Below are 25,902 nucleotides of genomic sequence, written 5' to 3'. Positions count from 1 at the left end.
CAGGCGGCGCGGATACATCAGCTGGTCGCGTAGCCGCACCCGGCGGCGTATCGAGACCCCGGCCCGACGTCCCTCCCCACCCGCCACCTCGGCCCTCTTCTCCCCGGATCCCCTCCCGGCCGTACAGCGCTTGTTCCTGCTCCGGCACGCTTCCGGCAGGAGGACGCATGGACAAGGACGAACTGGGGCGGCGCGGCGAGGAGATCGCGGCGGCGCACCTGAGAGACAACGGATTCGAGATCCTCGACCGTAACTGGCGGGTCCGCGAGGGCGAGCTCGACATCGTGGCCCGCGACGGGTCGGCACTGGTCGTGGTGGAGGTGAAGACGCGCTCGTCGACGCGCTTCGGATTGCCGGTCGAGGCCATCACGCGGGCCAAGGCGCAGCGCCTGCGGCGACTCGCCTACGCCTGGGCCGACGAGCACCACGAGCGCTCCCGCCACCTGCGGATCGACGCGGTCGGCATCGTCGCGCCCGGGGGAGTCCCGTCGCAGATCCGGCACCTGCGGGCGGTGGCCTGATGGGCCTGGGAAGGACCTCGGCGGTCGGTCTCGTCGGCTTCGCGGGAGCCGTGGTCGGGGTGGAGGCGCACTCGGCCGACGGCACCCCTGGCATGGTGATCATCGGCCTGCCCGACGCCGCGCTCGCGCAGGCGAAGGAGCGGGTGCGCTCGGCGGCGATCAACTCCGGCAGCACCATCGCCGAGTACAAGATCACCGTGAACCTCTCGCCGGCCGCGATGCCCAAGCACGGCTCCGCCTTCGATCTCGCCATCGGGCTGGCCGCGCTCGCGTCGCTCCGCGAGGTCGATGCGGAGTCGGTCGCCGCGGTCGTCCACATCGGGGAGCTCGGCCTGGACGGCCGGCTGCGCTCCGTCCCGGGCGTGCTGCCCGCGGTGCTCGCGGCCGCCCGCGAGGGCAGGCGCCGCGTGATGGTCCCCGTCGAGGACCGGCTCGAGGCGGAGCTGGTCGACGGCGTCGAGGTGATCGCGGTCTCCTCGCTGGCGGCGGCCGCCGTCTGGCACGGAGCCGAGTGGGAAGTGCCGGTGCTCCCCGAGGCCGCGCCGCCGTCTGAGACGGTGTCCGAGCCGGAGGCCCGCCTCGACCTCTCCGACGTGGTGGGGAACGAGGAGGCGGCCGAGGCGATGGTCGTCGCGGCGGCGGGCGGGCACCACGTGTTCCTGCTCGGGCCTCCCGGCGCCGGGAAGACGATGCTCGCCTCGCGCTTGCCGGGCATCCTCCCCGACCTCGACGACGATGCAGCGCTCGAGGCCACCTGCATGCGCTCGCTCGTCGGAGCGCCGACCGGTGGCGCGCTGGTGCGCAGACCGCCGTTCGAGAGTCCGCACCACTCCGCCTCGTCCGCAGCGATCGTCGGCGGGGGCAGCGGCCGCATCCGGCCCGGCGCGGTCGCCCGCGCCACCCGGGGAGTGCTGTTCCTCGACGAGGCCCCCGAGTTCTCGTCCGTCGCCCTCGATGCGTTGCGCCAGCCGCTCGAATCCGGCGTGATCCGCATCCACCGCGCGAACGCCGTCGCCGAGTTCCCCGCGCGGGTGCAGCTCGTCCTCGCGGCGAACCCGTGCCCGTGCGGCCGCTTCGGCATCCCCGGAGAGACCTGCACCTGTGCTCCCTCGGTCCGCCGCCGCTACCTCGCGCGGCTCAGCGGACCGCTGCTCGACCGCGTCGACATCCGCCTGACGGTCCGCCGCATCAGCGCGGCTCAGCTGGCCGCACGTCGAGACACGTCCGGAATGTCGACGGCGCAGGCCCGCGCCCGTGTCGCCGCGGCGCGGTCCCTGGCAGCGGCTCGCCTCGCCTCCACTCCGTGGACGCTCAACTCGGAGGTCTCCGGCGCCTGGCTGCGCTCGGACGCGGTGCGCCCGACCAGTGCCGAGTCCCGCACGCTCGACCGGGCTCTGGAGCGAGGTCTGGTGACCATGCGCGGCTACGACCGGGTCCTGCGCCTGGCCTGGACGCTCGCGGACCTCGACGCAGCCGACCGGCCGTCAGCAGCCCACCTCGCGCGCGCGCTCGTCCTTCGAGGAGGTGCCGCGTGATCCGGCCCGACGCGCTCTTCGACGGAGCGGAGCTCGACGCTGTTCGCCGACTGCTGCCGAGCGGTGCAGCCGAGCCGGACTCGGCTGCCGACGGCGAGCCTTCGGGTGAGTCCGGCTGCGCTCGGAGCGCACTCGTCGACGCTGCTGCCCGGTGCGGCTGGAACTCTCTGACCGAGCCCGGCGACTCCGTCGCCGCCCTCCTCATCGAGAGGGTCGGCGCGGCCGAGGCCTTCGCCCACGTCGTGTCCTCGTCGTCCGCGGAGGAGATCCTCGCGCCCCCGCATCGCGCTCCCTCCGACGAAGGAGGCGCGGCGCTCGCGCCCCTCGACTCCGAGGTCGCCGCGCTCCAGTCGGGGCTGGCGCGCTGGCGACCGCGCCTGGACCGCAGGCTCCTGTTCCGACGTCTCGAGATCGCCGAGCGACTCGGCGCCCGGCTGCTCCTGCCCGGGGCTCCCGTGTGGCCCGAGTCGCTCGACGACCTCGGGCCGCACGCGCCACTCCTGCTCTGGCTGCGCGGTGATCCCGCCGCCTTCGATCCGCCGCACCGCCTCGCCCTCGTCGGCGCCCGCGCTGCCACCGGCTACGGCGAGCACGTCGCCGCCGAGCTCGCCGCGGGCGTCGCGGCGCGAGGCGTCTCCGTCGTCTCGGGCGGTGCCTTCGGGATCGACGCGGTCGCCCACCGCGCCGCCCTCGGCTCCGGAGGCCGGACGGTCGCCTTCCTCGCCGGGGGAGCGGACCGCCTCTACCCGACGGCTCACGCCGACCTCCTCCACCGCATCATCGCCACCCCCGGCTGCGCCGTCGCGACGGAGGTCCCGCCGGGCACCACGCCCACCCGCTGGCGATTCCTGCAGCGCAACCGCCTCATCGCCGCCTCCACCGTGGGCACCGTCGTCGTCGAGGCCGGCGCCCGCTCCGGATCCCTCAACACCGCCGGCCACGCGGCTGCCCTGGGCCGCCCCCTCGGTGCGGTCCCGGGCCCGGTCACCAGTGCCTCCTCCGCCGGCTGCCACCGGCTCCTCCGCGAGTACGCGGCGACCTGCGTCACCTCGCCGGCGGATGTGCTCGAACTGCTCGCTGTCGGCGACGCCGACGGATCGTGCCGAGCGCTGACCGCGGCTGAGGCGCGAGTCCTGGCCGTCGTCGAATCCGAAGGAGGCTGTGACGCCGCAACCGTCGCCGGGCTCTCCGGGGAATCGCTCGATTCGGCACTGTCGGCGCTGGGTGCGCTCCTCGCCGACGGACACGTCCGCCGTTCCGAGGACGGGGACTGGGAGCGTGCACCCGGGTGAGCGGCCCCGCCGCCGCGGCGCTGTCGGCGGTCCGCCCTACGCTGAAGGGGCATCGGCGAGGGGAGCGGCATGGACGCCACGGCAGCAGGACACGGCGGGGAGCGCCCGCGGCTCGGGCACTTCCGCGCCGCCGACAGGGTCATCGCGCATCTGAGCGACACGCACCTGCTGGCCGACGGCGCTCCGCTCTACGGGAAGGTCGACACGGCCGCCCGCCTCGCGCAGGCGGTCGGCCGGCTGGCCGAGCGCGGCGGACGCCTGGACGCGATCGTCGTCACCGGGGACGTCGCGGACCGCGGCGAGGAGGACGCCTACCGGCGCGTGCGCGAGCAGCTCGACCCCGTGGGCGAGCGGTTCGGCTGCCCGATCGTCTGGGTGATGGGCAACCACGACGAGCGCGGAGCCTTCCGGCGGGTGCTCCTCGAGCAGGACCCGGCGGGCGCGGGACCCGTGGACCAGGTCGTCGACCTCGGCGGGCTCCGGCTCATCGCGCTCGACAGCGCGGTGCCCGGCTTCCACCACGGCGACCTCACCGACGCCCAGCTGGCCTGGCTGAAGGACGAGCTCGCCGCACCGGCCCCGCTGGGGACGATCCTCGCCCTGCACCACCCTCCGCTGCCCACGCCGCTCGGCGCGATGACCGTGCTCGAGCTGCGGGGGATCGACCGCCTCGAGGAGGTGGTGCGCGGTACCGACGTCCGCGCGATCCTCGGCGGCCACCTGCACTACCCCACGGCAGCGACCTTCGCGGGCGTGCCCGTGCTCGTGGCCGGTGCCACCAGCTACACGATGGATCTCGGAGCGCCCGAGCGTGAGCTCGCCGGCATCGACGGAGCGCAGAGCCTCTCGCTCGTCCACGTCCACCCGGAGACGGTGGCCGCCTCGTTCGTGCCGACGGCGCCGGCCCCGATCGCGACGCGGTTCGGCACCGACCTGATCGAACGGCTCGAGGGGCTCGACGAGCAGGGGCGCATCGACCTCTGGTCGCGGATGCCAGACGGATCATGACCGGCGAGACGCTCGCCGACTCGGTCGAGCACTTCCTCCGCTACGTCCTCGACGAGCGGTCCCTCTCGCCCGCCACCGCGAAGGGCTACCGCTCCGACCTCGCGCGCCTGATCGCCCACACGGAGGAGAAGGGGCGGCTCCTCACCGCCGAGCTCGACCTCGAGCTGCTGCGCGACTGGCTCTGGCGCGAGTCGGAGTCGGGCATCGCTCGCGCGACCCTCGCCCGGCGCACCGCAGCCGTCCGCTCCTTCTCCTCCTGGGCGCAGCGGACCGAGCGGCTTCCCCTCGACGTCGCCGCGCGCCTCAAGACGCCCAAGTCGGGACGGACACTGCCGCGGGTCCTGACGCTCCCGCAGGCGGAACAGGTGCTCGACACGGTCGCGGCGCGAGGCGCGACCGAGGACCCGGTGGCGCTGCGGGACCTCGCGATCGTCGAGCTGCTCTACGCCTCCGGCATCCGCGTCTCGGAGCTGGTCGCCGTCGACCTGGGCGACGTCGATCTCGGCCGGCTCACCGTGCTCGTCACGGGCAAGGGCGCGAAGCAGCGGGTCGTGCCGTTCGGCGTACCCGCGAAGGAGGCGCTCGTCGCCTACCTCGACCGCGCCCGTCCCGCTCTCGCCACCGGTGACGGAGGCCGCGCGCTCCTGCTCGGCCGACGGGGGGCGAGGCTCACCCCGCGCACCGTCTACGGCGTCGTGGCGAGGCTCCTCGACGGCGGGCAGGGCTCCGGACCGTCCGGTCCGCACACCCTCCGCCACACCGCGGCGACCCATCTGCTCGACGGCGGAGCCGACCTCCGCGCCGTCCAGGAGATGCTCGGCCACGCGAGCCTGGGCACCACGCAGATCTACACCCACGTCTCGACCGAGCGGATCCGCGACGCCTACCGCCTCGCCCACCCCCGCGCCTGACCGGACGCGCGAGTCGCTGGACGCACCCTTCCGCGCCACTCGCTGAACACCCTGCGCCACGTCGTCCATCGGCAGGAGCACCGCCCGGGGGATCCCGCCGAAGAACCGCATCGGCGAGACGTAGTCGCCACCCTCGCGGACGCCGAGGTGCACGCACCTCCCGTCGCAGTGGCCGCCCGCACCCACTGCTCCGACGGGCTGGCCCGCGGTGAGGACCTGCCCGGCCGTCACCGATCCGTCGACCGGCTCGACCGTCGAGACCAGACCGTCCGCGTGCACGATGCTCACCACGGACCGGTCGACCACCCTGCCCGAGAACGACACGGTGCCCGCCGCGACGGCGACCACGGGCTGCCCGGCCGCTGCCGCGAGGTCGATCCCGCGGTGCCCGGGGGCGTAGCGGTGGGCCGGCGCGCCCCACGGCTCCACGACGGAGAAGCCCGCGACGGGGGAGATCCACCGCGGGTCGGACCGGCCGGGGGACGAGGTGGCGGCGGGCGAGGCGCCGAGAGGCGCCCCGACGAGCAGAGCGGCGAGGGCGAACACGCCCGGGCGCAGGAGTCGGGATCGGAGCATGCGGCCACCCTCCTGGAGCCGGTCCGGGACCGGTGGTCGGCCGAGCGGATCAGGGGAGGAGAGCGCGTCGGGCCCGGCTGTGGAGGGAGGACATCGGCCGGGGGAGAGCGCAACCCGTCCCGGCGGTGCCGCGGCGAGGAGTAACGTGCCGGTGATCCGGCTCGGGAGCGGCACCCCGCCCCCACCGGCGGCGAGAATCGGAGACGACCATGACCAGCGGACGATCTGACACGACCAGCGGGAGAGCGGACATCCCGAACCCCTCGGCGGCGAAGCTGAAGAGGAAGGTGATCGGCCTCGCGATCGCGGCGGCGGTCGGCGGCTTCCTCTTCGGCTTCGACTCGTCGGTGGTGAACGGTGCCGTGGAGGCGGTGCAGGGCGAGTTCCAGCTCTCGGCCGCGCTGATCGGCTTCGCCGTCGCCTCCGCGCTGCTCGGCTGCGCGCTCGGCGCGTACCTCGCGGGCCGCCTCGCCGACCGCTGGGGCCGCATCAAGGTCATGCTGCTCGGCGCCGGGCTCTTCTTCATCTCCTCCATCGGCGCCGGCGCGGCGTTCGCGGTCTGGGACCTCGTGCTCTGGCGCGTGGTCGGCGGCCTCGGCATCGGCATCGCCTCCGTGATCGCTCCGACCTACATCTCGGAGATCGCGCCCAAGGCCATCCGCGGAGCCCTCGCGTCGCTGCAGCAGCTGGCGATCACGCTCGGCATCTTCGCCGCCCTGCTCTCGGACACCCTCATCGCGAACGGCGCGGACGGCGCCTCCGAGCCCTTCTGGTTCGGCGTCGCCGCGTGGCGCTGGATGTTCATCGCCTGTGCCGTGCCTGCCGTCATCTACGGCCTCCTGGCCCTGACCCTGCCGGAGTCGCCCCGCTACCTCGCGACCCGCGGCCGCTCCGAGGACGCCCGCGCGGTGCTCGCGACGGTCACGCCGCGCGACGAGGTCGACGAGGCGCTCGCGGACATCCAGAAGAAGATCGACGAGGACTCCGAGAACGCGAAGCGCTCCAGCCTCCGCGGCCCCGCCCTCGGCCTGCTCCCGGTGGTCTGGGTCGGCATCCTGCTGTCGGTGTTCCAGCAGTTCGTGGGCATCAACGTGATCTTCTACTACTCCACCTCGCTCTGGAGCGCGGTCGGATTCGACGAGTCCAACTCCTTCGCGATCTCGGTCTTCACCTCGGTCGTGAACGTCGTCGTCACCTTCGTGGCGATCTTCCTGGTCGACAAGGTCGGCCGGAAGCCGCTGCTGCTGGTCGGCTCGGCCGGCATGGCCGTCTCGCTCGCGCTGATGGCCATCGCCTTCAGCCAGTCGACGATCAGCGGAGAGGACGTCTCGCTGCCCGGCGCGTGGGGACCGATCGCCCTCGTCTCGGCGAACGCGTTCGTCGTCTTCTTCGGCGCGACCTGGGGCCCGCTGGTGTGGGTCCTCCTCGGCGAGATCTTCCCGAACCGGATCCGGGCGGCCGCGCTCGGCCTGGCGGCCTCGGCCCAGTGGATCGCGAACTTCGCCATCACGGTGACCTTCCCGATCCTCTCGCAGGACGTGTCGCTCACCCTGGCCTACGGCCTCTACGCCGCCTTCGCGGCGATCTCGTTCGTCTTCGTCTTCATGTTCGTGCCCGAGACCAAGGGCCGCTCGCTGGAGGAGATGGACACCCTGCACATCCGCACCGTGATGAAGTCGGCGCGCAAGTAGCACCGGCCTCCCGCGCCTCGACGGCCGCCCTCCCGCAGCAGCGGGGGAGGCGGCCGTCCTGGTGCTAGACTCCACGGAGCACCTCGCTCGTCGGGGTGACTACGCGCGCCCATTCGGCCTCCGCTCCCCACGGTCCCTCTCCGCTCACGCGGCCGGGGCGGGAGTGCGCCGGGCGCCAGGGCGACGTGCCGACCGGCCGTCGCAGACAACCGAACGGGAGTTCGGCGCCGTCGTGCGCCCGGGCCCCGAGACAAGGAGAACGACTCATGGCAGTCGTCACCATGCGCCAGCTGCTCGACAGCGGCGTCCACTTCGGGCACCAGACCCGTCGCTGGAACCCGAAGATGAAGCGCTTCATCCTGACCGAGCGCTCGGGCAGCTACATCATCGACCTCCAGCAGTCGCTGGCCTACATCGACAAGACCTACGACTTCGTCAAGGAGACGGTCGCCCACGGCGGCACCATCCTCTTCGTCGGCACCAAGAAGCAGGCGCAGAACGCGATCTCGGAGCAGGCGACCCGCGTCGGCCAGCCCTACGTGAACCAGCGCTGGCTCGGCGGCCTCCTGACCAACTTCCAGACGGTCTCGAAGCGCCTCGCCCGCATGAAGGAGCTGGAGGAGCTCGACTTCGACGACACGTCGAAGAGCGGCTTCACCAAGAAGGAGCTCCTCATCAAGAAGCGCGAGCTCGACAAGCTGCACAAGTCGCTCGGCGGCATCCGCAACCTCTCGAAGACGCCGTCGGCCCTCTGGGTCGTCGACACCAAGAAGGAGCACCTCGCGATCGACGAGGCCAAGAAGCTGGGCATCCCGGTCATCGGCATCCTCGACACGAACTGCGACCCGGACGAGGTCCAGTACCCGATCCCGGGCAACGACGACGCGATCCGCTCGGTGAGCCTGCTCACCCGCATCGTCGCCGACGCCGCGGCCGAGGGCCTCATCCAGCGCCACCAGAAGCCCGAGGCCGAGGGCAACGTCTCCGCCGTCGAGCCGCTGGCCGAGTGGGAGCAGGAGCTGCTCTCCACCGGTGCGCCCGCCGCCGACGTGCAGGAGCCGAACGAGCAGGCCGGCGCGGAGACCGAGAAGGTCGCCGACGCCGAGGCCGAGACCGCCGACGAGGCCGTCGTCGAGGCCGAGACCCCCGCCGCGGAGGAGGCCCCCGAGGCCGACGCCGCCGCGACCTCGACCGACGAGACCTCGACCGACGAGACCGCCACCGCCTGACACCCCGTTCCGTGACGGGGGTCGGACGCCGCACCCGCGGTCGTCCGGCCCCCGCTCGGTCGGTGCACGTTCACCACGAGTAAGAACCGCCGTCACCTCGGCGTGCTGGGCTCCTCCCGTGAGCCCGCCGCCGCGAGTGACGGCGCCACAGGGTTTCCGAACCAAGAGGAGTTCCGAGAACATGGCAAATTTCAGCCTCGCTGACGTCAAGACGCTGCGCGAGCAGCTCGGTACCGGCATGGTCGACACGAAGAACGCGCTCGTCGAGGCCGACGGCGACCTGGACAAGGCGGTCGAGATCCTCCGCCTCAAGGGTGCCAAGGGCAACGCGAAGCGCGCCGACCGCTCCACGAGCGAGGGCCTCGTCGCCGCCGCCGAGAAGGACGGCGTCGCCACGATGATCGAGCTCGCGTGCGAGACCGACTTCGTCGCCAAGGGCACGAAGTTCATCGCCCTCGCCGACGCCGTGCTCGCCGCGGTCGTCGCCGCCGGCTCCACCACGGTCGAGGAGGCCCTCGCGGCCCCCGCCGACGGCAAGACCGTCGCCGACCTGATCAACGACGAGGCCGCGATCCTCGGCGAGAAGGTGGAGCTGCGCCGCGTGGCCTCCGTCTCGGGCGAGCACTTCGCGATCTACCTCCACAAGACGAACAAGGACCTGCCCCCGCAGGTCGGCGTGGTCGTCGGCTACGCGGGTGAGGACGCCGAGACCGCGCGCTCCGTCGCCCAGCACATCTCGTTCGCGAACCCGTCCTACCTCTCGCGCGAGGACGTGCCGCAGTCCGAGGTCGACAACGAGCGCCGCATCGTCGAGGAGATCTCGCGCGGCGAGGGCAAGCCCGAGGCCGCCCTGCCGAAGATCATCGAGGGACGCGTGAACGCGTACTTCAAGCAGGTCGCCCTGCTCGACCAGGACTACGCGAAGGACAACAAGCTGTCCGTCAGCAAGGTCCTGAGCGACGCGGGCCTGACCGTGTCGGGCTTCGCCCGCTTCAAGGTCGGCGCCTAACAGCACTGCAGGAGGGAGTCCGGGTCGTTCAGTCGACCCGGGCTCCCTTCGCTCTGCCCGGGGCGGTCCCGGGCGTGGTCGCGGGGCCCGCTCCGCGCGGGATAGGTTTGTACGGGTCTACGGGAGGAAACGTCCATGACGGAGACGGATGCGATGACGACGGGCAAGCGCCGCAGGGTGCTTCTGAAGCTGTCGGGGGAGGCGTTCGGAGCCGGCACGCTCGGCGTGAACCCTGACGTGATCAGCGCCCTGGCGCGCGAGATCGCCGATGCCGCGACCGAGGTGGAGATCTCGGTGGTCGTCGGCGGCGGCAACTTCTTCCGCGGAGCCGAGCTCTCGCAGCGCGGCATGGACCGCGGCCGGGCCGACTACATGGGCATGCTGGGCACGGTGATGAACGCCCTCGCTCTCCAGGACTTCCTCGAGCAGGCGGGCGCCGAGACGCGCGTGCAGTCCGCGATCGCGATGACGCAGGTCGCGGAGCCCTACATCCCCCGCCGGGCGATCCGGCACATGGAGAAGGGCCGCGTCGTCATCTTCGGCGCCGGCGCCGGACTCCCGTACTTCTCGACCGACACGGTCGCCGCGCAGCGCGCGCTCGAGACGCACGCCGACGTGGTCCTCGTCGCCAAGAACGGCGTGGACGGCGTGTACGACGCCGACCCGCGGACGAACCCCGACGCGAAGAAGCTCGACGCGCTGACCTACCAGGAGGCGCTCCAGCGGGGCCTCAAGGTGGTCGACTCCACCGCGTTCAGCCTCTGCATGGACAACGGCATGCCGATGCAGGTCTTCGGCATGGAGCCCTCGGGCAACGTCGCGAAGGCCATCCGCGGCGCCGAGCTCGGCACGCTCGTCTCGAACTAGACTGACCACTTCCCTCTCTTAAGGAGCTCCCTGTGATCTCGGATGTACTGGCCGATGCGAAGACCAAGATGGGCAAGGCCGTCGAGGTCGCCAAGGAGGACTTCTCCACGGTCCGCACCGGACGCGCGAACCCCGGCATGTTCCAGAAGGTGCTGGTGAGCTACTACGGCACCCCGACGCCGCTGTCGCAGCTCGCCTCGATGCAGAACCAGGAGGCCCGCACGCTCGTCCTGACGCCCTACGACAAGGGCTCGCTGCGCGACATCGAGCAGGCCATCCGGGACATGCCGAACCTCGGCGCGAACCCGACCAACGACGGCACGATCATCCGCGTGACCCTGCCGGAGCTCACCGCCGAGCGCCGCAAGGAGTTCGTCAAGATCGTCCGCACCAAGGCCGAGGACGCCAAGATCGCGGTGCGCAACATCCGCCGCAAGGGCAAGGACGACCTCGACGCGCTGAAGGGCGACATCGGCGACGACGAGCTCTCCCGCGGTGAGAAGGAGCTCGAGGCGCTCACGAAGCAGCACGTCGACGCGATCGACGAGGCGCTCAAGCGCAAGGAATCCGAACTGCTCGAGGTGTAGCGGTGCCCGAGATCCCCGAAGGACCCGAGGGCGGCGAGAAGAGACCGTCTCCGCACGTCCCGGGTGCCCGGGGATCCAGGATGGTCACCCGCGACGCGCTGCGTGCGCGCGCCCAGCAGGGCCGGGCCGACGTCGAGCGCCAGCTCGAGGCGACCCGCGCCCAGCTCGAGGCGACGAACGACCGCCTGACCGCGCGCTCGGGCCGGAACCTCGTGTCGGCGACCGCGATCGGACTCCTCGGCGGCGGTGCGATGGTCGTCAGCCTCCTCCTGGTCAAGGAGCTCTTCATGGTGCTCGCGGGGGTGGTGGTGCTGCTCGCGGCGCTGGAGCTCTCGAACGCCCTGCGCCACGCCGGTCGCGACATCCCGCGCATCCCGACCGGGATCGTGGCGGTCGTCGCCGTGCCGGCCGCCTACTACGGCGGCCTCGGCGCCGCGTGGGCCACGGTCCTCGGCGGATCCGTCCTCGTCGGCCTCTGGCGGCTGGGGGAGCAGCTCTTCCGGCGCACCGCCTCCAGCCGGAGGGACCTCGCCCTCGACATCGGCCTCGGCGCGTTCGTCCAGGGCTACACGACCTTCCTCGGCGCCTTCGCGATCCGTCTCGTCGCCGAGCCCGGCGGCCAGCTCTGGGCGTTCGCGTTCCTGGTGCTCGTGATCGTCGTCGACACCGGCGCCTACGTGAGCGGACTCACCTGGGGCAAGCACCCGATGGCACCGCGGATCAGCCCGAAGAAGACCTGGGAGGGCTTCGCCGGTGCTGCCGTCGCGGGGATCGGCGTCGGTGTCCTGCTCGCCCTGCTGATGCTCGGCCAGCCCTGGTGGGTCGGCGCGGTGTTCGGGGCGGTGGTGCTGCTCACCGCGACGCTCGGCGACCTCGCCGAGTCGCTGATCAAGCGCGATATCGGCATCAAGGACATGAGTTCCTGGCTGCCCGGCCACGGGGGAGTCCTCGACCGGCTGGACTCGATCCTGCCGTCGGCCGCAGCTGCCTACGTGCTGTACTTCCTCTTCGCCCACTGAGCGCACGCCTCACCGGGGCGTGCCGATTCCGCTCCCGGCGCGCGGCTTGGCATGATGTCGGGATGACCGCTCCCTTCCCCCGAGCCCGCGAGTCCCGTCCCGGCTACGACACGGCCGAGGTCGACTCCTTCCTCGCGTCGGCGCGCGAGGCCTACTCGCAGCTCTCCGGGGGACCGGCGGACCTCCGCGCCGCCGACCTGCGCCACACCGCGTTCACCCTGCGCAAGGGCGGCTACTCCGCCCCCCATGTCGATGCGGCGCTCGAGCGCCTCGAGGACGCCTTCGCCCTGCGGGAGCGCCAGTACGCGATCGCGGCCCGGGGCGAGGAGGCGTGGCTCGCGGACGCGCGGTCGACCGCCCAGGAGATCGTGAACCGGCTGGCCCGCGCTCCCCGCGAGCGGTTCACCCGGGCCGGCGCTCTCACGACGGGCTACAACATCCGCCAGGTCGACGCCTTCGCCGACCGGATCTCCGGGTACTTCCGCGACGGATCGGTGCTGACCGTGGACGACGTGCGGACCGTCTCCTTCGCCCCGCAGCGCGGCGGGTACGCCGAGGCGCAGGTCGACCTGCTGCTCGACACGGTCGTCGACGTGATGCTGGCGGTCCGCTGACCGGAGCCGGATCTGCTGGCCGATCAGGTCATCGTCCGTTATGCTTTCGTAATCGTGGCTCAGCATCCTCAGACCTCCGTCGCCCACACGCCCGCGAACCGCACCAGCGGTCGCCCGGCGGTCCCGCACCAGACCCCGGTGCGGCGCTCCTGGGCTCGGATCCCGGTGACGGTGCTGGCCTTCACGGCGTCGATCGCGTTCGCCATGGTGAACGTCGTCGATCCGTCCAGCGGCGCGGTCGCCTCCCCCTACTACCAGGCCCCGGCGCGCTTCAACGGCGACTCCGCGCAGCGGCTCGTCGTCGCGGACGCCGTCGAGCGGACCGTCCAGCGCGACTCGTTCGGCGCCGAGGCGAAGCCGACGCCCACTCCGACCCCGACGCCCACTCCGACCGAGACTCAGACCGCTTCCGCGACCGTCGACGAGGAGGAGTCGGGCTCCGCCGAGGCCGAGACCGCCGCTCCCGTCCAGCGCGCCGCCGCTCCGGATCCCGGATCCGCGAAGGCGATCGCCTACGACATGATCGTGCAGCGCGGCTGGGCCGACAGCGAGTACGACTGCCTCGTCCTCCTCTGGAACCGCGAGTCCGGCTGGAACGTCTACGCCGAGAACAAGTCCAGCGGTGCCTACGGCATCCCGCAGGCACTCCCCGGCAGCAAGATGGCGTCGGCCGGCTCCGACTGGGCGACCAACGCGAGCACCCAGATCACCTGGGGCCTCGGCTACATCTCCGGCCGCTACGGCTCGCCCTGCGGCGCCTGGGCCCACTCCGAGTCGGTCGGCTGGTACTGATCGTTCCCCTCCGCTCGGCACCGCGTCCGGCGGGCTGAGGCTCTCGCTACCCTGGTGCCGTGGATTACGCGCTGCTCGGGGTCGTCGGGATCATCACGGTCGTCACCGTCGCGCGGTTCTCGAGCCGCCTCGGGATCGCCGCACCGCTGCTCCTGGTCGTCATCGGTATCGGCGCGTCCTACCTCCCCGGGGTCCCGGACATCGAGGTCGAGCCTGAGCTGATCCTCGCGGGCGTGCTGCCGCCGCTGCTGTACTCGGCCGCGATCCAGGTGCCCCTCACCGACTTCCGGCGGAACCTGCGCTCGATCTTCGGGCTCTCGGTGCTGCTGGTCGTCGTGACCGCCCTCGTGGTCGGCGGCTTCCTCTACCTCGTGTTCCCCGATCTGAGCCTGCCCGCAGCGATCGCTCTGGGCGCCGTCGTGAGCCCGACCGACGCGGTGGCCGCGACCTCGATCGGCAAGAAGCTCGGACTCCCGCCCCGCCTGGTGACGGTGCTCGAGGGCGAGAGCCTCGTGAACGACGCGTCGGCGCTGGTGCTGCTGCGCGCCGCGACGGCTGCGGCGGCCGTGGTCGGCGCCTCCGTCACGACCGACGCGATCGACGTGGGCGAGGTGGGGGTCCTCTTCGTCTACTCCGTCCTGATGGCGATCGTCCTCGGACTGGTGATGGGCGTGCTCACCGTCTTCGTGCGCTCGAAGCTGCGGGACCCGGTGCTCGACACCGCCGTGTCCTTCGCCGTGCCGTTCCTGGCCTACATCCCGGCCGAGGAGCTGGGCGCGTCCGGGGTGCTCGCCGTCGTGGTCACCGGGATCTACACGGGGCACAACAGCGCGCGCTTCCTCTCGCCGCAGTCGCGGATCAGCGAGCGGGTGAACTGGCGGACGGCGCAGTTCCTGCTCGAGAACGGCGTCTTCCTGCTCATGGGCGCCGAGATCAAGGCGATCGTCTCCGGGGTCGTGGACCCGGGCGAGTTCGGAGTGGGCACCGCGGTGCTGCTGGGTCTGGCCACCGTGGTCATCCTGATCGTGCTGCGGGCCCTCTTCGTATGGCCGCTGCTCCTGTGGCTGCGCAGCTCCGGTCGGCGGGCGGAGCGGATCAACCGGCGGCTGGCGGTGGGCCTGATGCGACTGCGCAACAGCGCCACCAGCGACGAGCGCTTCCGGCGGCGGCAGGTGCGAGCGGAACGGCTCTACCTCCGGCGCGAGACCGACCTGGCCGCGACCACGAGCGAGGCGTTCGGCTGGCGCGGCGGTGTCGTCCTGTCCTGGTCCGGGATGCGCGGCGTGGTCACGCTCGCCGCGGCCCAGTCGCTGCCGGACGAGACTCCCTACCGCTCCCAGCTGATCCTGATCGCCTTCACCGTCGCCGTCGTGACGCTGCTCCTGCAGGGTGCGACGCTCCCGACGCTGATCCGGCTCACCGGCATCCAGGGCACCGACGGAGAGGCCGACCGCCGCGAGCTCGCGACGCTGCTCGACGAGGTCGCGGCCACGGGCATCCAGGCCCTGCCCGAGGCGGTGGCGGAGCTGCCCGACGGCGAGGCGGGCGAGCGAGTGCTCGAGCGCGTGCGCCGCGACACTCTGACCCGCTCGCAGGTGGCGTGGGAGCAGGTCGGCCGCGCGGAGGACGCGCCGCTCGGCCCGCACGCGCAGTACCTGCGGCTGCGCCGAGCGGTCCTGCTCGCCGAGCGGGAGGCGCTGCTGGACGCCCGGGGGCGCGGGGTCTACTCCTCGCGGACGCTGCGGCGGGCGCAGCTGATGCTCGACGCCGAGGAGACCCGGCTCGAGATGGACGACAGCTCCCACTGACGGGAGGGGCACGGCGGCGGCCTCCTAGACTGGGGGGATGCCGCGCAGCAACAGACCCCGGGGCGGCCGCCGTGACGACGACGACGAGCAGCGCGACCTCTCGCAGATGCTCGCCGGCTTCCGGCGCACCGAGTTTCACGCCGGCCGGGAGTGGAACGTCCAGCCCGTCTCCGCAGCGCGGGCCGTGAAGACCTACCTCTGCCCGGGCTGCGGGCTCACCATCGACATCGGCCAGCCGCACCTGGTCACCTGGCGGGCCGACGGTGCGCTCGGCGACGCGGCCGACCTGGCCGGCCGCCGTCATTGGCACACGCACTGTTGGAGAATCCGAGGAGCACGATGACCCACGAGATCCGCGGAGGCGTCGTCCTCCCCGCCCGCCGCGAGGACATCGAGCTGCACACGGCCGACGGGCTGACCCTTGTCGGGGAGCTCGCGCTGCCCCTGGAGCGCGAGCCGGTCGCGACCCTGGTCACCCTGCATCCGCTGCCCACCCACGGCGGCTTCATGGACTCGCACATCCTGCGGAAGGCCGCCGCCCGCCTGCCCGCGCTCGCCGACCTGGCGGTCCTCCGCTTCAACACCCGCGGCACCACGTCGCCGCGCGGCACGAGCGAGGGCGCGTTCGGACACGGCACCGAGGAGCGCGCCGACGTCGCCGCAGCCCTGGCGCTCGTCGCGGACCGCGGACTGCCGCACCCCTGGCTGGTCGGCTGGTCCTTCGGCACCGAGCTCGCGCTGAAGTGGGGGAGGGAGCACCCCGTCGAGGGAGCGATCCTGCTCTCGCCGCCGCTGCACCGCACGAGCGCGGAGGAGGTCGCCGCCTGGGGCGAGGACGGCCGCCCGCTCGTGGCGCTCGTCCCGGAGTTCGACGACTACCTGCGGCCGGAGGCGGCCGCCGAGCGCTTCGCGAGCGTGCCGCAGCTGGACCTCGTCGCTGTGGAGGGCGGGAAGCACCTCTGGGTCGGCGAGGCGCAGACCCGGCGCGTCCTCGACGAGATCGTGCGGGTGGTCGCGCCCGCCTCGTCCCCGCTGCCGACGGAGTGGGCGGGTGAGCTCGGCTGAGCCCGCCCGCGCGGCGGCCGCCTAGCGGCCGGACGAGCCGCCGTCGGAGCCGCTGCCGTCAGGGCCGCTGCCGTCGGAGCCGTCGCCGTCGCTGTCGTCCGCGAGTCCGTCGATGTGCCCGATGAGCCCGCGCAGTCCGGACACGTAGCCGGCGATCGCGTCGCGCTCGGTGCGGATCTCGTCGAGGCGCCGCTCGGCGGTGTCCATCAGCTCGCGGCTGCGGCGCTCCGCGTCCGCGACGAGCTTCTGCGCCTGGTCGCGCGCGTCGTCGAGGAGGGCGTCGGAGTCGTCCTGGGCCTTCCGGCGCAGTCGCGTCGTGTCGTCGAGGGCGTCGCTGCGGAGGGCGTCCGCCTCGAGGCGCTTGTCGTTCGCGCGTCGGATGGCGTCGGCGAGCTGCAGGTTCGACTCGTCGAGGTAGCGCTGGGTCTGCGCGACGGCCTCCTGGTGGCGGAGCAGGTCGTCGCGGTCGGCCTCCTCGCGGCGCGCGGCGAGCTCGACCACCAGGTCGATCCGGGCCTGCTCGACCTCGCGCGAGAGCGCAGCGGCCTCGTCGGCGGACGCGGCGCGCAGGCCCGCCAGCTCGGCGTCGAGCACGGCGACGGCCTCGGCGCGCTCCTGGGTGAGCCGGGTGCGCTGGTCGGCGATCTCGCGCGCGCCCTCGGCGCGGACTGCGGCGACCTCGGCGTCGAGCGCGGCGCGGGTCGAGAGCACCTCGGCCTCGACCGCCGCGCGCGCCTGGGCGACCTCGGCCTCGACGGCCGCCCGGAGCCGGTCCACCTCGGAGGCGACCTCGGCCCGCAGGAGCTCGTTGGCCTGGGCGAGGCGGGCGGCCTCGGCGCGGGCGACCTCGATCTCGCGGGCGGCGACGGCGCGCATCTCCGCGGCCTCGCGCTCGGCTTCGGAGCGGATCGCGGCGGCCTCGCGCTTCGCGGTGGCGCGGGTCTCGGCGGCCTCGGTCGCCACGGTGCCGCGGATCGCGGCGGCCTCGCGGACGGCGTCCTGCGTCATCACGTCGCGGTCGTCGGCGGCCTTGCCGAGCGTCGCCGCGGCCTGCGCCTCGGACTCGTCGCGGGTCCGGTCAGCACGGCGGCGCGCCTCGGTCACCAGGCGCTCGGCCTCGTCGCGCGCCTCCTGGAGGATGCGGTCGCCGTCGTCGCGGGTGGAGCGGCGGAGGGCGGAGGCGTCGTTCTCGGCCTGGGCGATGATCCGCTCGGACTGCTCCTCGGCCACGCGCAGGGTGTGCTCGAGCTTGGCGCCCAGGCCGGCGTAGGTGGGAGTGCCGACCTGCTGCAGCTCCTTCTCGAGGCCCTCGATCCGGGAGGACAGGCGCTTCACCTCGCGGCCGCTCTCGGCCGCCTGGGTGTTCGAGTGGATGAGCTCGCGGCGCAGGCCCTGGACGGCCTTGTCGACCTCGTCCCGGTCGTAGCCACGGAACACCTGGGTGAATTCGGCCTCGTCGTTCGCCACGTCGTCTCCTTCAGAGCAGGACCGCGGTGGGGCTCGCGGCACTGGGAAAGTGTATTCAGCAGGGAGGCCGCGGCCGGGGCGACACCCGCACCGCGCGCCGCTCGGGCCGCACTCTCGGCTTATCCCGGGCATCGGAGCGAGGGCATCGGCTATCGTGGACTGTCTTTGTCTGTTGCCGTCGCGCCCCGGTCCGGCTGCGTACCCCGAGCCGGCCCCGGCCGTCACCCCGATCCGGCAACGCAGGAGGAGTACTTTCGTGCGGTTCGTCTTCGCCATCATCGCCACCGTCATCGCTGCCGCGATGATCGTGCTCGGCATAGGTCAGCGGACGGTCTGGGCTCCTCCGGAGTCCCTCACCTCCGAGACCGCACTCGACTCCTCCGCTCCCTACGCGGTCATCGACGGCAGCACCCTGGGCGCCAACCCGGGCCGCCAGACGATCACGGTCGAGGGCAGCGGCGACCTCGTCGTCGCCTACGCACCGACCACCGACGTGCTGGGCTGGGTGGGCGGCTCGAGCTACGACGCCATCGGCTACGAGCGCGCCGACGACACCCTCACCTCCGCGGAGGAGACGGGGGAGCGCGTCCAGCTCTCCTCCGACGTCGAGACCGCCGACGCGGCGGTCGTCGATCCGCGCGGCTCCGACCTCTGGCTCGAGGAGTTCGAGGGGAGCGGCAGCGTGACCCTGGCGCTCGACGTGCCGGTGGACGTCTCCATCCTCATCGCGAGCGACGGCACCGCGCCGGCAGCCGACTCCGTGCGCGTCAGCTGGCCCGTGGACACCGCGACGCCCCTCGCCGGCCCGCTGCTGCTCGGAGGAGCCGTGTTCCTCCTCCTCGGCCTCGTCCTCTACATCTGGGCCTTCGTCCACCTGCGCCGCCAGCACGGCCCGCGCCGGAAGGGACCGCAGGGCCGGATCCCCCGCGGTGCCCGCCGTCCCCGGCCGCGTGCCGGGATCCAGGCCTCCACGGCGTCGCCGGCGCCCTCGCGCCGCCGGATGGCCCTGGTGCTGCCCGTCGTCCTCGGGACGACCGTCCTCCTCTCCGGCTGCAGCTCCGACTACTGGCCTGATCTCGCCGCGGGCGCGAGCGAGGCGCCGACCGCGTCCGCCACGGCGACCGCGGGGGCAGAGCCGGTCTCGGCCGAGCCGACCCCCGTGGTCACCACGCAGCAGGCGGAGGCCGTCGTCGCCGAGGTCGCCGACGTCGCGTCGCGCGCCGACGCCGCCCGGGACGCCGGGATCCTCGCCGAGCGCTTCCAGGGCGAGGCGCTCACCGAGCGCACCACCAACTACGACGTCGTCGCCAAGGGCGGGACGATCGACCCGCCGCAGACGATCCCGGCCTCCCCGGTGAGCCTGGTGCTCCCGCAGGACACGGAGTCGTGGCCGCGCCTGGTGACCGCCGTCGTGCAGAACTCGACGGACTCCACCCAGGCCCCGATCGCGCTGATGATGAGCCAGGCGAGCCCGCGCGTCGACTACAAGGTCGACTACGCCATCTCGCTCGAGGCCAACGCGCGCATCCCCGACGTCGCGCCCGTCACCGTCGGCACGTCGATCGTGGCGCCCGACTCGCGCCTGATGAAGCTCGCCCCGCAGTCGGTCGGCTCCGCGTACGCGGACGTGCTCGCCAACGGCGACTCGAGCCAGTACGCCGAGCTCTTCGCGGCCGACGGCGACACCCTCCGGGGGCAGGTCGGCGTCGACAAGAAGAACGCCGACCGCGAGGCGCTGCCGGACACCGCCTCGATCGAGTTCTCGAACGCCGCCGGCACGTCGCCGACGATCGCGCTCGCGACGAACGACTCGGGGGCCCTCGTCGCGGCGAGCATCGCCGAGACGTCGACCGTCCGCCCCACTGCCGAGGGCTCGACCGTCTCGACCTCCGGCGCCTCGCAGACCCTGCTGGGCACGGACAAGTCGACGACCGGCATCGAGACCACCTACGGATACCAACTGCTGTTCTACGTACCGCCCGTCGGATCGGAGGAGAAGATCGTGATGCTCGGATGGAGCCAGGGACTCGTCTCGGTGGTGCAGCTGCCGTGAGCACCGTCCCGCCCCTGCCCGGAAACCTCCGCGGCGCCGTCGACCTCTCGTCGCTGGTGAACCGCCGCACCCCGCCCGCCGCCTCCGCCGGCGCCCCGGCCGCGCCCGCCGCTCCCGGAGGCGCGCCCGGCGCGAATCCGCTGCTGCTGACCGCCGGCGACGCCGAGTTCGACCAGGTGGTCCAGCTCTCGTCGCGCGTGCCGGTGATCGTCGACCTGCGCGGCTCCTGGTCGGACCAGAGCCAGAGCATGACCGCGCTGCTCGAGAAGGTCGTCGTCTCGTACGCCGGCGCGTTCGTGCTCGTCGGGGTCGACGTGGAGTCGAGCCCGCAGCTGGCGCAGGCGTTCCAGGTGCAGTCCGTGCCGACGGTCGCCGCGATCATCGGCGGCCGCCCGGTGCCCCTGTTCAGCGGCCTCGTCGCCGAGGAGCAGCTGCGCGACCTGCTCGAGCAGGTCCTCCAGCTCGCCGCTCAGAACGGTGTGACGGGCACGGTGCCGGTGGAGGGAGCCGCTCCCGCCGAGGGCGCGGAGCCCGAGACGGAGCCGCTGCCGCCGCACCACCAGGAGGCCTACGACGCGATCGACCGGGGCGACTACGCCGCGGCGATCACCGAGTACGAGACCGCCATCGCGCAGAACCCGCGCGACGACCTCGCGGTCGCCGGTCTCGCTCAGGTGCGGCTGCTGGCCCGCCTCCAGGGCCGCACGCTCGACGACATCCGCTCGACCGCCGCGGCGGAGCCGTCGAACCTCGACGCGCAGCTCGCCGTCGCCGACCTCGACGTCTCGGGTGGCCACGTCGAGGACGCCTTCGACCGACTGCTCTCGATGTTCCCGCGCCTCGACGCCGAGGGGAAGGCCGCCGTCCGCGCTCGTCTCCTGGAGCTCTTCGAGATCGTCGGCCAGACCGACCCGCGCGTCACCAAGGCTCGGGCCCGGCTCACCGGCCTCCTCTACTGACGCCGGCCGGAACGCCGAGAGGCCGCCCGCTCGCGACGATCGTCGCGGCGGGCGGCCTCTTCCGTGCGGGGACCGATCAGTCGGCGGGTCGCAGGTAGAGCACGGCCAGCGGGGGCAGGACCAGCTCGGCGGAAGCCGGGCGGCCGGCCCACGGCTCCTCGCGAGCCTCGACCGCTCCGAAGTTCCCGACTCCGCTGCCGCCGTAGATCTCGGCGTCCGTATTGACGAGCTCCTCCCAGCGGCCGGCCGTGGGCAGGCTCACGCGGTAGCCGTGCACGGGCGAACCCGAGAAGTTGGCGATGACGGCGATCGGGCGACCCTCGCTGTCCTTGCGCAGGAACGAGACGACGTTGGCCGCCGCCGCGCCGCCGTCGATCCACTCGAAGCCCGACTGCTCGTGGTCGAGCTCCCAGAGCGACGGCGAGTCGCGGTACACGCGGTTCAGCTGACCGACGAGGCTCCAGAGACCGCGGTGGCTCGGCTGATCGAGGATCCACCAGTCCAGACCGCGCTCCTCGCTCCACTCGGAGTACTGGCCGAACTCCTGGCCCATGAAGAGGAGCTGCTTGCCGGGGTGCGCCCACATGAAGGCGAGGTAGGCGCGCACGTTCGCGAGCTGCTGCCAGTGGTCGCCCGGCATCTTCTGGATCAGCGAGCCCTTGCCGTGCACGACCTCGTCGTGGCTGATCGGCAGGACGAACTTCTCGCTGAAGGCGTAGACGAACGAGAAGGTGATCTCGCCCAGGTGGTACTGGCGCCACAGCGGATCGTTCGCCATGTAGTCGAGCGAGTCGTGCATCCAGCCCATGTTCCACTTGAGCCCGAAGCCGAGGCCGCCGGAGCTGGTGGGCTGGGTGACGCCGGGCCAGCTCGTCGATTCCTCGGCGATCATCATGATGCCGGGGTGCAGCTTGTAGGCCGTGGCGTTGACCTCCTGGAGGAAGCTGATCGCCTCGAGGTGCTCGCGTCCGCCGTACTGGTTCGGCAGCCACTCGCCCTCCTTGCGGGAGTAGTCGAGGTAGAGCATCGAGGCGACGGCGTCCACTCGCAGGGCGTCGACGTGGAACTCCTCGAGCCAGAACAGGGCGTTCGCGACGAGGAAGTTGCGCACCTGGGTGTGCCCGAAGTCGAAGACGTAGGTGCCCCAGTCCATCTGCTCGCCGCGGCGCCAGTCCGGGTGCTCGTAGAGCGGCTCGCCGTCGAAGCGGGCGAGGGCGAAGTCGTCCTTGGGGAAGTGCCCGGGCACCCAGTCGACGATGACGCCGATGCCGGCCTGGTGCAGACGGTCGATCAGGTACTTGAGGTCGTCGGCCGTGCCGAAGCGGCTCGAGGCGGCGTAGTAGCCGGTGACCTGGTAGCCCCAGGAGCCGCCGAACGGGTGCTCGGCGAGCGGCATGAACTCCACGTGCGTGAAGCCGAGCTCGGTGACGTACTCGATCAGCGGGTCCGCGAGGTCGCGGTAGCCCAGTCCCGGACGCCAGGAGCCGAGGTGCATCTCGTAGACGCTGAGCGGCTGCGTGTGCGGATCGACCGAGGCTCGCTTCTCCATCCAGCCGGAGTCGCCCCACTGGTGGTGCGAGACGGGGACCTTGGACGCCGTCGCGGGCGGCACCTCCGTGGCGCGGGCCATCGGGTCGGCCTTGCGGACCCAGTGGCCGTCACGCGAGAGCAGGTCGAACTTGTAGGAGGCTCCGGGCTCGACGCCCGGGACGAAGATCTCCCAGACCCCGGTCGTCCCGAGGTTGCGGAGGGAGTGGCCCTCGCCGTTCCAGTCGTTGAAGTCGCCGACGACCCGAGCGGCCTGGGCGTGCGGGGCCCAGACGGCGAAGCTCGTGCCCCAGACCCCCTCGTGCTCGCGGTGGCGGGCACCGAGCGCCTCCCAGAGACGCTCGTGGCGGCCCTCGCCGATGAGGTAGAGGTCGAAGTCGCCGACCGTCTTCGAGAACCGGTAGGGGTCCTCCGCGGTCCACTCGCCGCCGCCGCCGTAGCGGGCCTCGACCGTGTACGCCTGCGGACCGAGGACGTGGAAGCCCTGCCAGATCCCGTCGCTGAGGTGGCTCAGCTCGACGCGGGCGCCGGTGGCGAGCACCACGGCGACCTTCTCGGCGAGCGGGCGGCGCACGCGGACGACCGTCACCGGGTCGGAGACGCCGGGGGCCGCGACGAGGTGCTGGCCCAGGACGTCGTGGGGGAGCGCGTTGCTGCCGGTGGCGAGCTGCTGCAGCACCCACTCCGGGATGTCGGGCAGCGCGATCGCCGCGGTGCCGTCGACGGGGCCCGAAGCGGTCGCGGGGTCCGCGGTCGTCTCGGCGGGGCCGGCGGTCGTCTCGACGGGAGCGGCGCTGTCGGCTGCGACGGAATCGGCGGCGTCCGTGTCGTCGGGCAGGTCGCCCTCGGCCCCGCTGCCGACCGGAGCGGACTCCGCGTCGTCGGCGTCGCGCTCGACGGTCACGGCGTCGTCGCCCGCGACCGGCTGAGGCGCCTCCGGGACCGTCTCGACCGCGTAGCTGCGCGCGTTCTCGCCGTCCGCTCCGGGGTGCTGTCGTGCGTCGGACGCCGCGTCGGCGACGTGCGCGCCGTGGCCGGAGGTGGTCGCCGAGCTGGTGCCCGTCGTGGGGACCGTCTCGGCGTGCGCGCCGAGGCCCGCCTCCTCGGCCGGGCTCGTGCCCTCGGGGGTGGTTCCGCTCATCGCTCGTCCGCCTTCACGCTCAGGATGTGCACGGGCTCGACGAACGAGTCGAGCCGCACGTAGTCGTCGCTGCCCCAGGTCCAGACGGCGCCGGTGATCAGGTCCTCGACCTCGAAGGTCGCGCTCCAGTCGAGCCCGATCGCGGGCAGGTCGAGGTGGACCGTGGTCTCGCGGGCCGAGTGCGGGTCGGTGTTGACGACGACGATGATCGTGTCGTCGGTCCCGGTGCCCGTGAACGCGGCCTGCAGGTGCTTGGAGTAGACGAGGATCGCGTCGTCGTCGCTGCCGTGCACGTGCAGGTTCCGCAGCTGCCCGAGTGCGGGGTGCGAGCGCCGGATCTCGTTGAGGCGCGTGATGTACGGCGCCAGCGAGCGGCCCGACTCCTCGGCGCCGGCCCAGTCGCGCGTCTTGTACTCGTACTTCTCGTTGTCGATGTTCTCCTCGGCGCCGGGGCGAGCGACGTTCTCGACCAGTTCGTAGCCGGCGTAGACCCCCCACAGCGGCGACGCGGTCGCGGCCAGGGCCGCCCGCACCTTGTACGCCGAGCGGCCGCCGTACTGGAGGTACTCGGTGAGGATGTCCGGAGTGTTCACGAAGAGGTTCGGCCGCATGTAGTCGGCCGTCTCGTGGGAGATGCTCGTGAAGAACTCGCCGAGCTCCTCCTTGGTGTTGCGCCAGGTGAAGTACGAGTACGACTGCTGGAAGCCGACCTTGCCGAGCGCGCGCATGATCGCGGGGCGGGTGAACGCCTCCGCGAGGAAGACGACCTCGGGGTGCTCGGCGTTGACCTCGTGGATGATCCACTCCCAGAAGTCGAGCGGCTTCGTGTGGGGGTTGTCGACGCGGAAGATCCGCACGCCCAGGTCGATCCAGTGCCGCAGGACCCGCAGCGACTCCTGACGGATGCCCTCGGGGTCGTTGTCGAAGTTGATCGGGTAGATGTCCTGGTACTTCTTCGGCGGGTTCTCGGCGTAGGCGATCGAGCCGTCGGGGAGCGTCGTGAACCACTCGGGGTGGCTGGTGACCCAGGGATGGTCGGGCGAGGCCTGCAGGGCGAAGTCGAGGGCGAGCTCGAGGCCCGCGGCCTCGACCGCGGCGTGGAAGGCGCGGAAGTCGTCCTCGGTGCCGAGGTCCGGGTGGATCGCGTCGTGGCCGCCCTCGGCCGAGCCGATCGCCCACGGCGAGCCGGGGTCGTTCTCGCCGGCGTCGAGCGTGTTGTTCGGGCCCTTGCGGAAGGAGCGGCCGATGGGGTGGATCGGCGGCAGGTAGACCACGTCGAAGCCCATCGCGGCCACAGCGGGGAGGCGGTCGATCGCGGTGCGGAAGGATCCGCTGGTCACGGTCCCGTCCTCGTGGCGCACGGCGCCCTCGGAGCGGGGGAAGAACTCGTACCAGGCGCCGACGCCGGCGCGGGTGCGCTCGACGTGGACGGTGCGCGGCTCCGAGACGCTGGTGAGGCTCATCACCGGGCGGGCGTCGAGCGCGCCGTGGACGGCGGGATCGGTCGCCGCGGCGAGGCGCTCCTCGGCGCTCAGCGTGGTGTCGCCGACGCGGGCGGCGGTGTCGGAGAGCAGGCTGCGCTCGCCCTCGGGCCGCGAGGAGTCGTCGGCGCCGCTGCGCAGCAGGCCCTCGCCGATGGCGAAGGTGACGTCGATGTCCAGGCCGGCCGGGATCTTGACCTCGGCCGTGTGGAGCCAGGTCGCCCAGTCGTCGGCGTAGGCGCGGATGCGGTAGCTCCAATCGCCCTCCTCGTCGAGGGCCACGAGGCGCCCGTAGCGGTCGGTGCCGGTCGCGAGGAGCGACATGCGGTGCTCCGACTCGGCCCCGGACGGCGAGCGCAGCAGGAGGTCGACGCCGATGAGGTCGTGCCCCTCGCGGAAGGCCGTGGCAGCGAAGGGGACGACCTCGCCGACGAACGCCTTCGCGGGCCAGCGGTCGTCCTCGAGCCGCGGCTGCGGGTCGATGATCGGCAGGCGCTCGGCCCGGACGCGGTAGCCGCTCCCGGTCGTCGCGGTCGCCGGCGACGCGTGGGGTGCGTCCGCGGTCACCGGGGCGGCCGGTGCACTGTCGGCCGCGGGGGGAGCAGGAGTCGCCTCGGGGGCGGCGGCGGGCGCCGGAGCGGCCGTCTCGGGAGGCGCCGACGCCTCCTGGGGTGCGCGTCCGCGACCCGCTCGCCGTGCGTCCTTGCCGTTCTGAGCCTTGCCGAAAGG

21 protein-coding genes and 1 pseudogene are annotated in these 25,902 nt (G+C 72.7%); 18 read left to right on the top strand and 4 right to left on the bottom strand.

Going from position 1 to position 25,902, the window contains the following annotated elements; translation table 11 throughout:
- Positions 1–167 precede the first annotated feature (167 nt).
- The 5 genes from C5C35_RS07135 to C5C35_RS07115 all read left to right on the top strand — a co-directional run bounded on the left by C5C35_RS07135 (position 168) and on the right by C5C35_RS07115 (position 5,267).
- Positions 168–521, top strand: coding sequence for a YraN family protein (locus tag C5C35_RS07135; RefSeq protein WP_104223901.1), 354 nt, complete (start codon positions 168–170; stop codon positions 519–521).
- Positions 521–2,056 carry a YifB family Mg chelatase-like AAA ATPase gene (locus C5C35_RS07130; protein WP_104223900.1) on the top strand — a complete coding sequence of 512 codons (1,536 nt, stop codon included), beginning with the start codon at positions 521–523 and terminating at the stop codon, positions 2,054–2,056. Before C5C35_RS07135 ends, C5C35_RS07130 begins: the two co-directional genes overlap by 1 nt.
- Positions 2,053–3,348 (top strand): DNA-processing protein DprA, encoded by a 1,296-nt coding sequence (gene dprA, locus C5C35_RS07125; RefSeq protein WP_258066385.1) that lies wholly within the window; start codon positions 2,053–2,055, stop codon positions 3,346–3,348. The genes C5C35_RS07130 and dprA overlap by 4 nt, the downstream gene beginning before the upstream one ends.
- Before the next feature lie 69 nt (positions 3,349–3,417).
- Positions 3,418–4,356 (top strand): phosphodiesterase, encoded by a 939-nt coding sequence (locus C5C35_RS07120; protein ID WP_104262838.1) that lies wholly within the window; start codon positions 3,418–3,420, stop codon positions 4,354–4,356.
- The gene (locus C5C35_RS07115) at positions 4,353–5,267 is read left to right on the top strand and encodes a tyrosine recombinase XerC (protein WP_104262837.1); all 915 of its coding nucleotides are present in this window, start codon (positions 4,353–4,355) and stop codon (positions 5,265–5,267) included. The genes C5C35_RS07120 and C5C35_RS07115 overlap by 4 nt, the downstream gene beginning before the upstream one ends.
- Positions 5,268–5,390: 123 nt before the next feature.
- On the opposite strand, the pseudogene C5C35_RS07110 reads toward C5C35_RS07115, so the two are convergent.
- A pseudogene (locus tag C5C35_RS07110) lies at positions 5,391–5,843 on the bottom strand (murein hydrolase activator EnvC family protein); the annotation flags it as partial.
- 209 nt (positions 5,844–6,052) lie between these two features.
- Between C5C35_RS07110 and C5C35_RS07105 the strand changes: the two are divergent.
- From C5C35_RS07105 to C5C35_RS07055, 11 genes are all read left to right on the top strand, one after another.
- On the top strand, positions 6,053–7,534 hold the full coding sequence (locus C5C35_RS07105) for a sugar porter family MFS transporter (RefSeq protein ID WP_104223897.1): 1,482 nt from the start codon (positions 6,053–6,055) through the stop codon (positions 7,532–7,534).
- A gap of 266 nt (positions 7,535–7,800) precedes the next feature.
- Positions 7,801–8,763 carry a 30S ribosomal protein S2 gene (gene rpsB / locus C5C35_RS07100; RefSeq protein ID WP_104232498.1) on the top strand — a complete coding sequence of 321 codons (963 nt, stop codon included), beginning with the start codon at positions 7,801–7,803 and terminating at the stop codon, positions 8,761–8,763.
- A gap of 181 nt (positions 8,764–8,944) precedes the next feature.
- Entirely contained in the window at positions 8,945–9,772 is an 828-nt protein-coding gene (gene tsf, locus C5C35_RS07095) for a translation elongation factor Ts (protein WP_104223895.1), read from the top strand.
- 153 nt (positions 9,773–9,925) lie between these two features.
- Positions 9,926–10,639 carry a UMP kinase gene (gene pyrH, locus C5C35_RS07090; protein WP_374952923.1) on the top strand — a complete coding sequence of 238 codons (714 nt, stop codon included), beginning with the start codon at positions 9,926–9,928 and terminating at the stop codon, positions 10,637–10,639.
- 32 nt (positions 10,640–10,671) lie between these two features.
- The gene (frr, locus tag C5C35_RS07085; protein WP_104223893.1) at positions 10,672–11,226 is read left to right on the top strand and encodes a ribosome recycling factor; all 555 of its coding nucleotides are present in this window, start codon (positions 10,672–10,674) and stop codon (positions 11,224–11,226) included.
- Between the two features lie 80 nt (positions 11,227–11,306).
- Positions 11,307–12,245 (top strand): phosphatidate cytidylyltransferase, encoded by a 939-nt coding sequence (locus C5C35_RS07080; RefSeq protein WP_104257363.1) that lies wholly within the window; start codon positions 11,307–11,309, stop codon positions 12,243–12,245.
- Positions 12,246–12,307: 62 nt separating this feature from the next.
- A complete protein-coding gene (locus tag C5C35_RS07075) occupies positions 12,308–12,859 on the top strand; it encodes a DivIVA domain-containing protein (protein ID WP_104226865.1) in 552 nt (183 codons plus the stop codon).
- A 54-nt stretch (positions 12,860–12,913) separates the two neighbouring features.
- The gene (locus tag C5C35_RS07070; RefSeq protein WP_244229431.1) at positions 12,914–13,651 is read left to right on the top strand and encodes a lytic transglycosylase domain-containing protein; all 738 of its coding nucleotides are present in this window, start codon (positions 12,914–12,916) and stop codon (positions 13,649–13,651) included.
- 59 nt (positions 13,652–13,710) lie between these two features.
- Positions 13,711–15,459 (top strand): sodium:proton antiporter, encoded by a 1,749-nt coding sequence (locus C5C35_RS07065; protein WP_104262835.1) that lies wholly within the window; start codon positions 13,711–13,713, stop codon positions 15,457–15,459.
- Positions 15,460–15,496: 37 nt separating this feature from the next.
- Positions 15,497–15,802, top strand: coding sequence for a hypothetical protein (locus C5C35_RS07060; RefSeq protein ID WP_181134120.1), 306 nt, complete (start codon positions 15,497–15,499; stop codon positions 15,800–15,802).
- Entirely contained in the window at positions 15,799–16,524 is a 726-nt protein-coding gene (locus C5C35_RS07055) for an alpha/beta hydrolase (RefSeq protein WP_104262834.1), read from the top strand. The genes C5C35_RS07060 and C5C35_RS07055 overlap by 4 nt, the downstream gene beginning before the upstream one ends.
- 21 nt (positions 16,525–16,545) lie before the next feature.
- Here the strand turns inward: C5C35_RS07055 and C5C35_RS07050 are convergent, their stop codons facing one another.
- A complete protein-coding gene (locus tag C5C35_RS07050; protein WP_104262833.1) occupies positions 16,546–17,991 on the bottom strand; it encodes a DivIVA domain-containing protein in 1,446 nt (481 codons plus the stop codon).
- Between the two features lie 256 nt (positions 17,992–18,247).
- Between C5C35_RS07050 and C5C35_RS07045 the strand changes: the two genes are divergently transcribed.
- Positions 18,248–20,044, top strand: coding sequence for a hypothetical protein (locus C5C35_RS07045; protein WP_104262832.1), 1,797 nt, complete (start codon positions 18,248–18,250; stop codon positions 20,042–20,044).
- Positions 20,041–21,003, top strand: coding sequence for a tetratricopeptide repeat protein (locus tag C5C35_RS07040; RefSeq protein WP_104262831.1), 963 nt, complete (start codon positions 20,041–20,043; stop codon positions 21,001–21,003). The genes C5C35_RS07045 and C5C35_RS07040 overlap by 4 nt, the downstream gene beginning before the upstream one ends.
- A gap of 76 nt (positions 21,004–21,079) precedes the next feature.
- Here C5C35_RS07040 and glgB read toward each other — a convergent pair whose 3' ends face one another.
- Entirely contained in the window at positions 21,080–23,692 is a 2,613-nt protein-coding gene (glgB, locus tag C5C35_RS07035; RefSeq protein ID WP_104262830.1) for a 1,4-alpha-glucan branching protein GlgB, read from the bottom strand.
- Positions 23,689–25,659 carry an alpha-1,4-glucan--maltose-1-phosphate maltosyltransferase gene (locus C5C35_RS07030; RefSeq protein WP_258062298.1) on the bottom strand — a complete coding sequence of 657 codons (1,971 nt, stop codon included), beginning with the start codon at positions 25,657–25,659 and terminating at the stop codon, positions 23,689–23,691. Before C5C35_RS07030 ends, glgB begins: the two co-directional genes overlap by 4 nt.
- Positions 25,660–25,902: the final 243 nt, after the last annotated feature.

Source organism: Rathayibacter sp. AY1F8 (genome assembly GCF_002932165.1).
Lineage (GTDB): Bacteria > Actinomycetota > Actinomycetes > Actinomycetales > Microbacteriaceae > Rathayibacter.
This window is presented reverse-complemented; position numbering and strand designations above follow the sequence as displayed.

Coding starts and splice junctions, on each gene's coding strand:
- C5C35_RS07080 (WP_104257363.1), top strand. CDS start 11,307: ATGGTCACCCGCGACGCGCTGCGTGCGCGCGCCCAGCAGGGCCGGGCC.
- C5C35_RS07120 (WP_104262838.1), top strand. CDS start 3,418: ATGGACGCCACGGCAGCAGGACACGGCGGGGAGCGCCCGCGGCTCGGG.
- C5C35_RS07055 (WP_104262834.1), top strand. CDS start 15,799: ATGACCCACGAGATCCGCGGAGGCGTCGTCCTCCCCGCCCGCCGCGAG.
- C5C35_RS07135 (WP_104223901.1), top strand. CDS start 168: ATGGACAAGGACGAACTGGGGCGGCGCGGCGAGGAGATCGCGGCGGCG.
- C5C35_RS07130 (WP_104223900.1), top strand. CDS start 521: ATGGGCCTGGGAAGGACCTCGGCGGTCGGTCTCGTCGGCTTCGCGGGA.
- C5C35_RS07105 (WP_104223897.1), top strand. CDS start 6,053: ATGACCAGCGGACGATCTGACACGACCAGCGGGAGAGCGGACATCCCG.
- C5C35_RS07115 (WP_104262837.1), top strand. CDS start 4,353: ATGACCGGCGAGACGCTCGCCGACTCGGTCGAGCACTTCCTCCGCTAC.
- pyrH (WP_374952923.1), top strand. CDS start 9,926: ATGACGACGGGCAAGCGCCGCAGGGTGCTTCTGAAGCTGTCGGGGGAG.
- glgB (WP_104262830.1), bottom strand. CDS start 23,692: ATGAGCGGAACCACCCCCGAGGGCACGAGCCCGGCCGAGGAGGCGGGC.
- C5C35_RS07060 (WP_181134120.1), top strand. CDS start 15,497: ATGCCGCGCAGCAACAGACCCCGGGGCGGCCGCCGTGACGACGACGAC.
- tsf (WP_104223895.1), top strand. CDS start 8,945: ATGGCAAATTTCAGCCTCGCTGACGTCAAGACGCTGCGCGAGCAGCTC.
- rpsB (WP_104232498.1), top strand. CDS start 7,801: ATGGCAGTCGTCACCATGCGCCAGCTGCTCGACAGCGGCGTCCACTTC.
- C5C35_RS07075 (WP_104226865.1), top strand. CDS start 12,308: ATGACCGCTCCCTTCCCCCGAGCCCGCGAGTCCCGTCCCGGCTACGAC.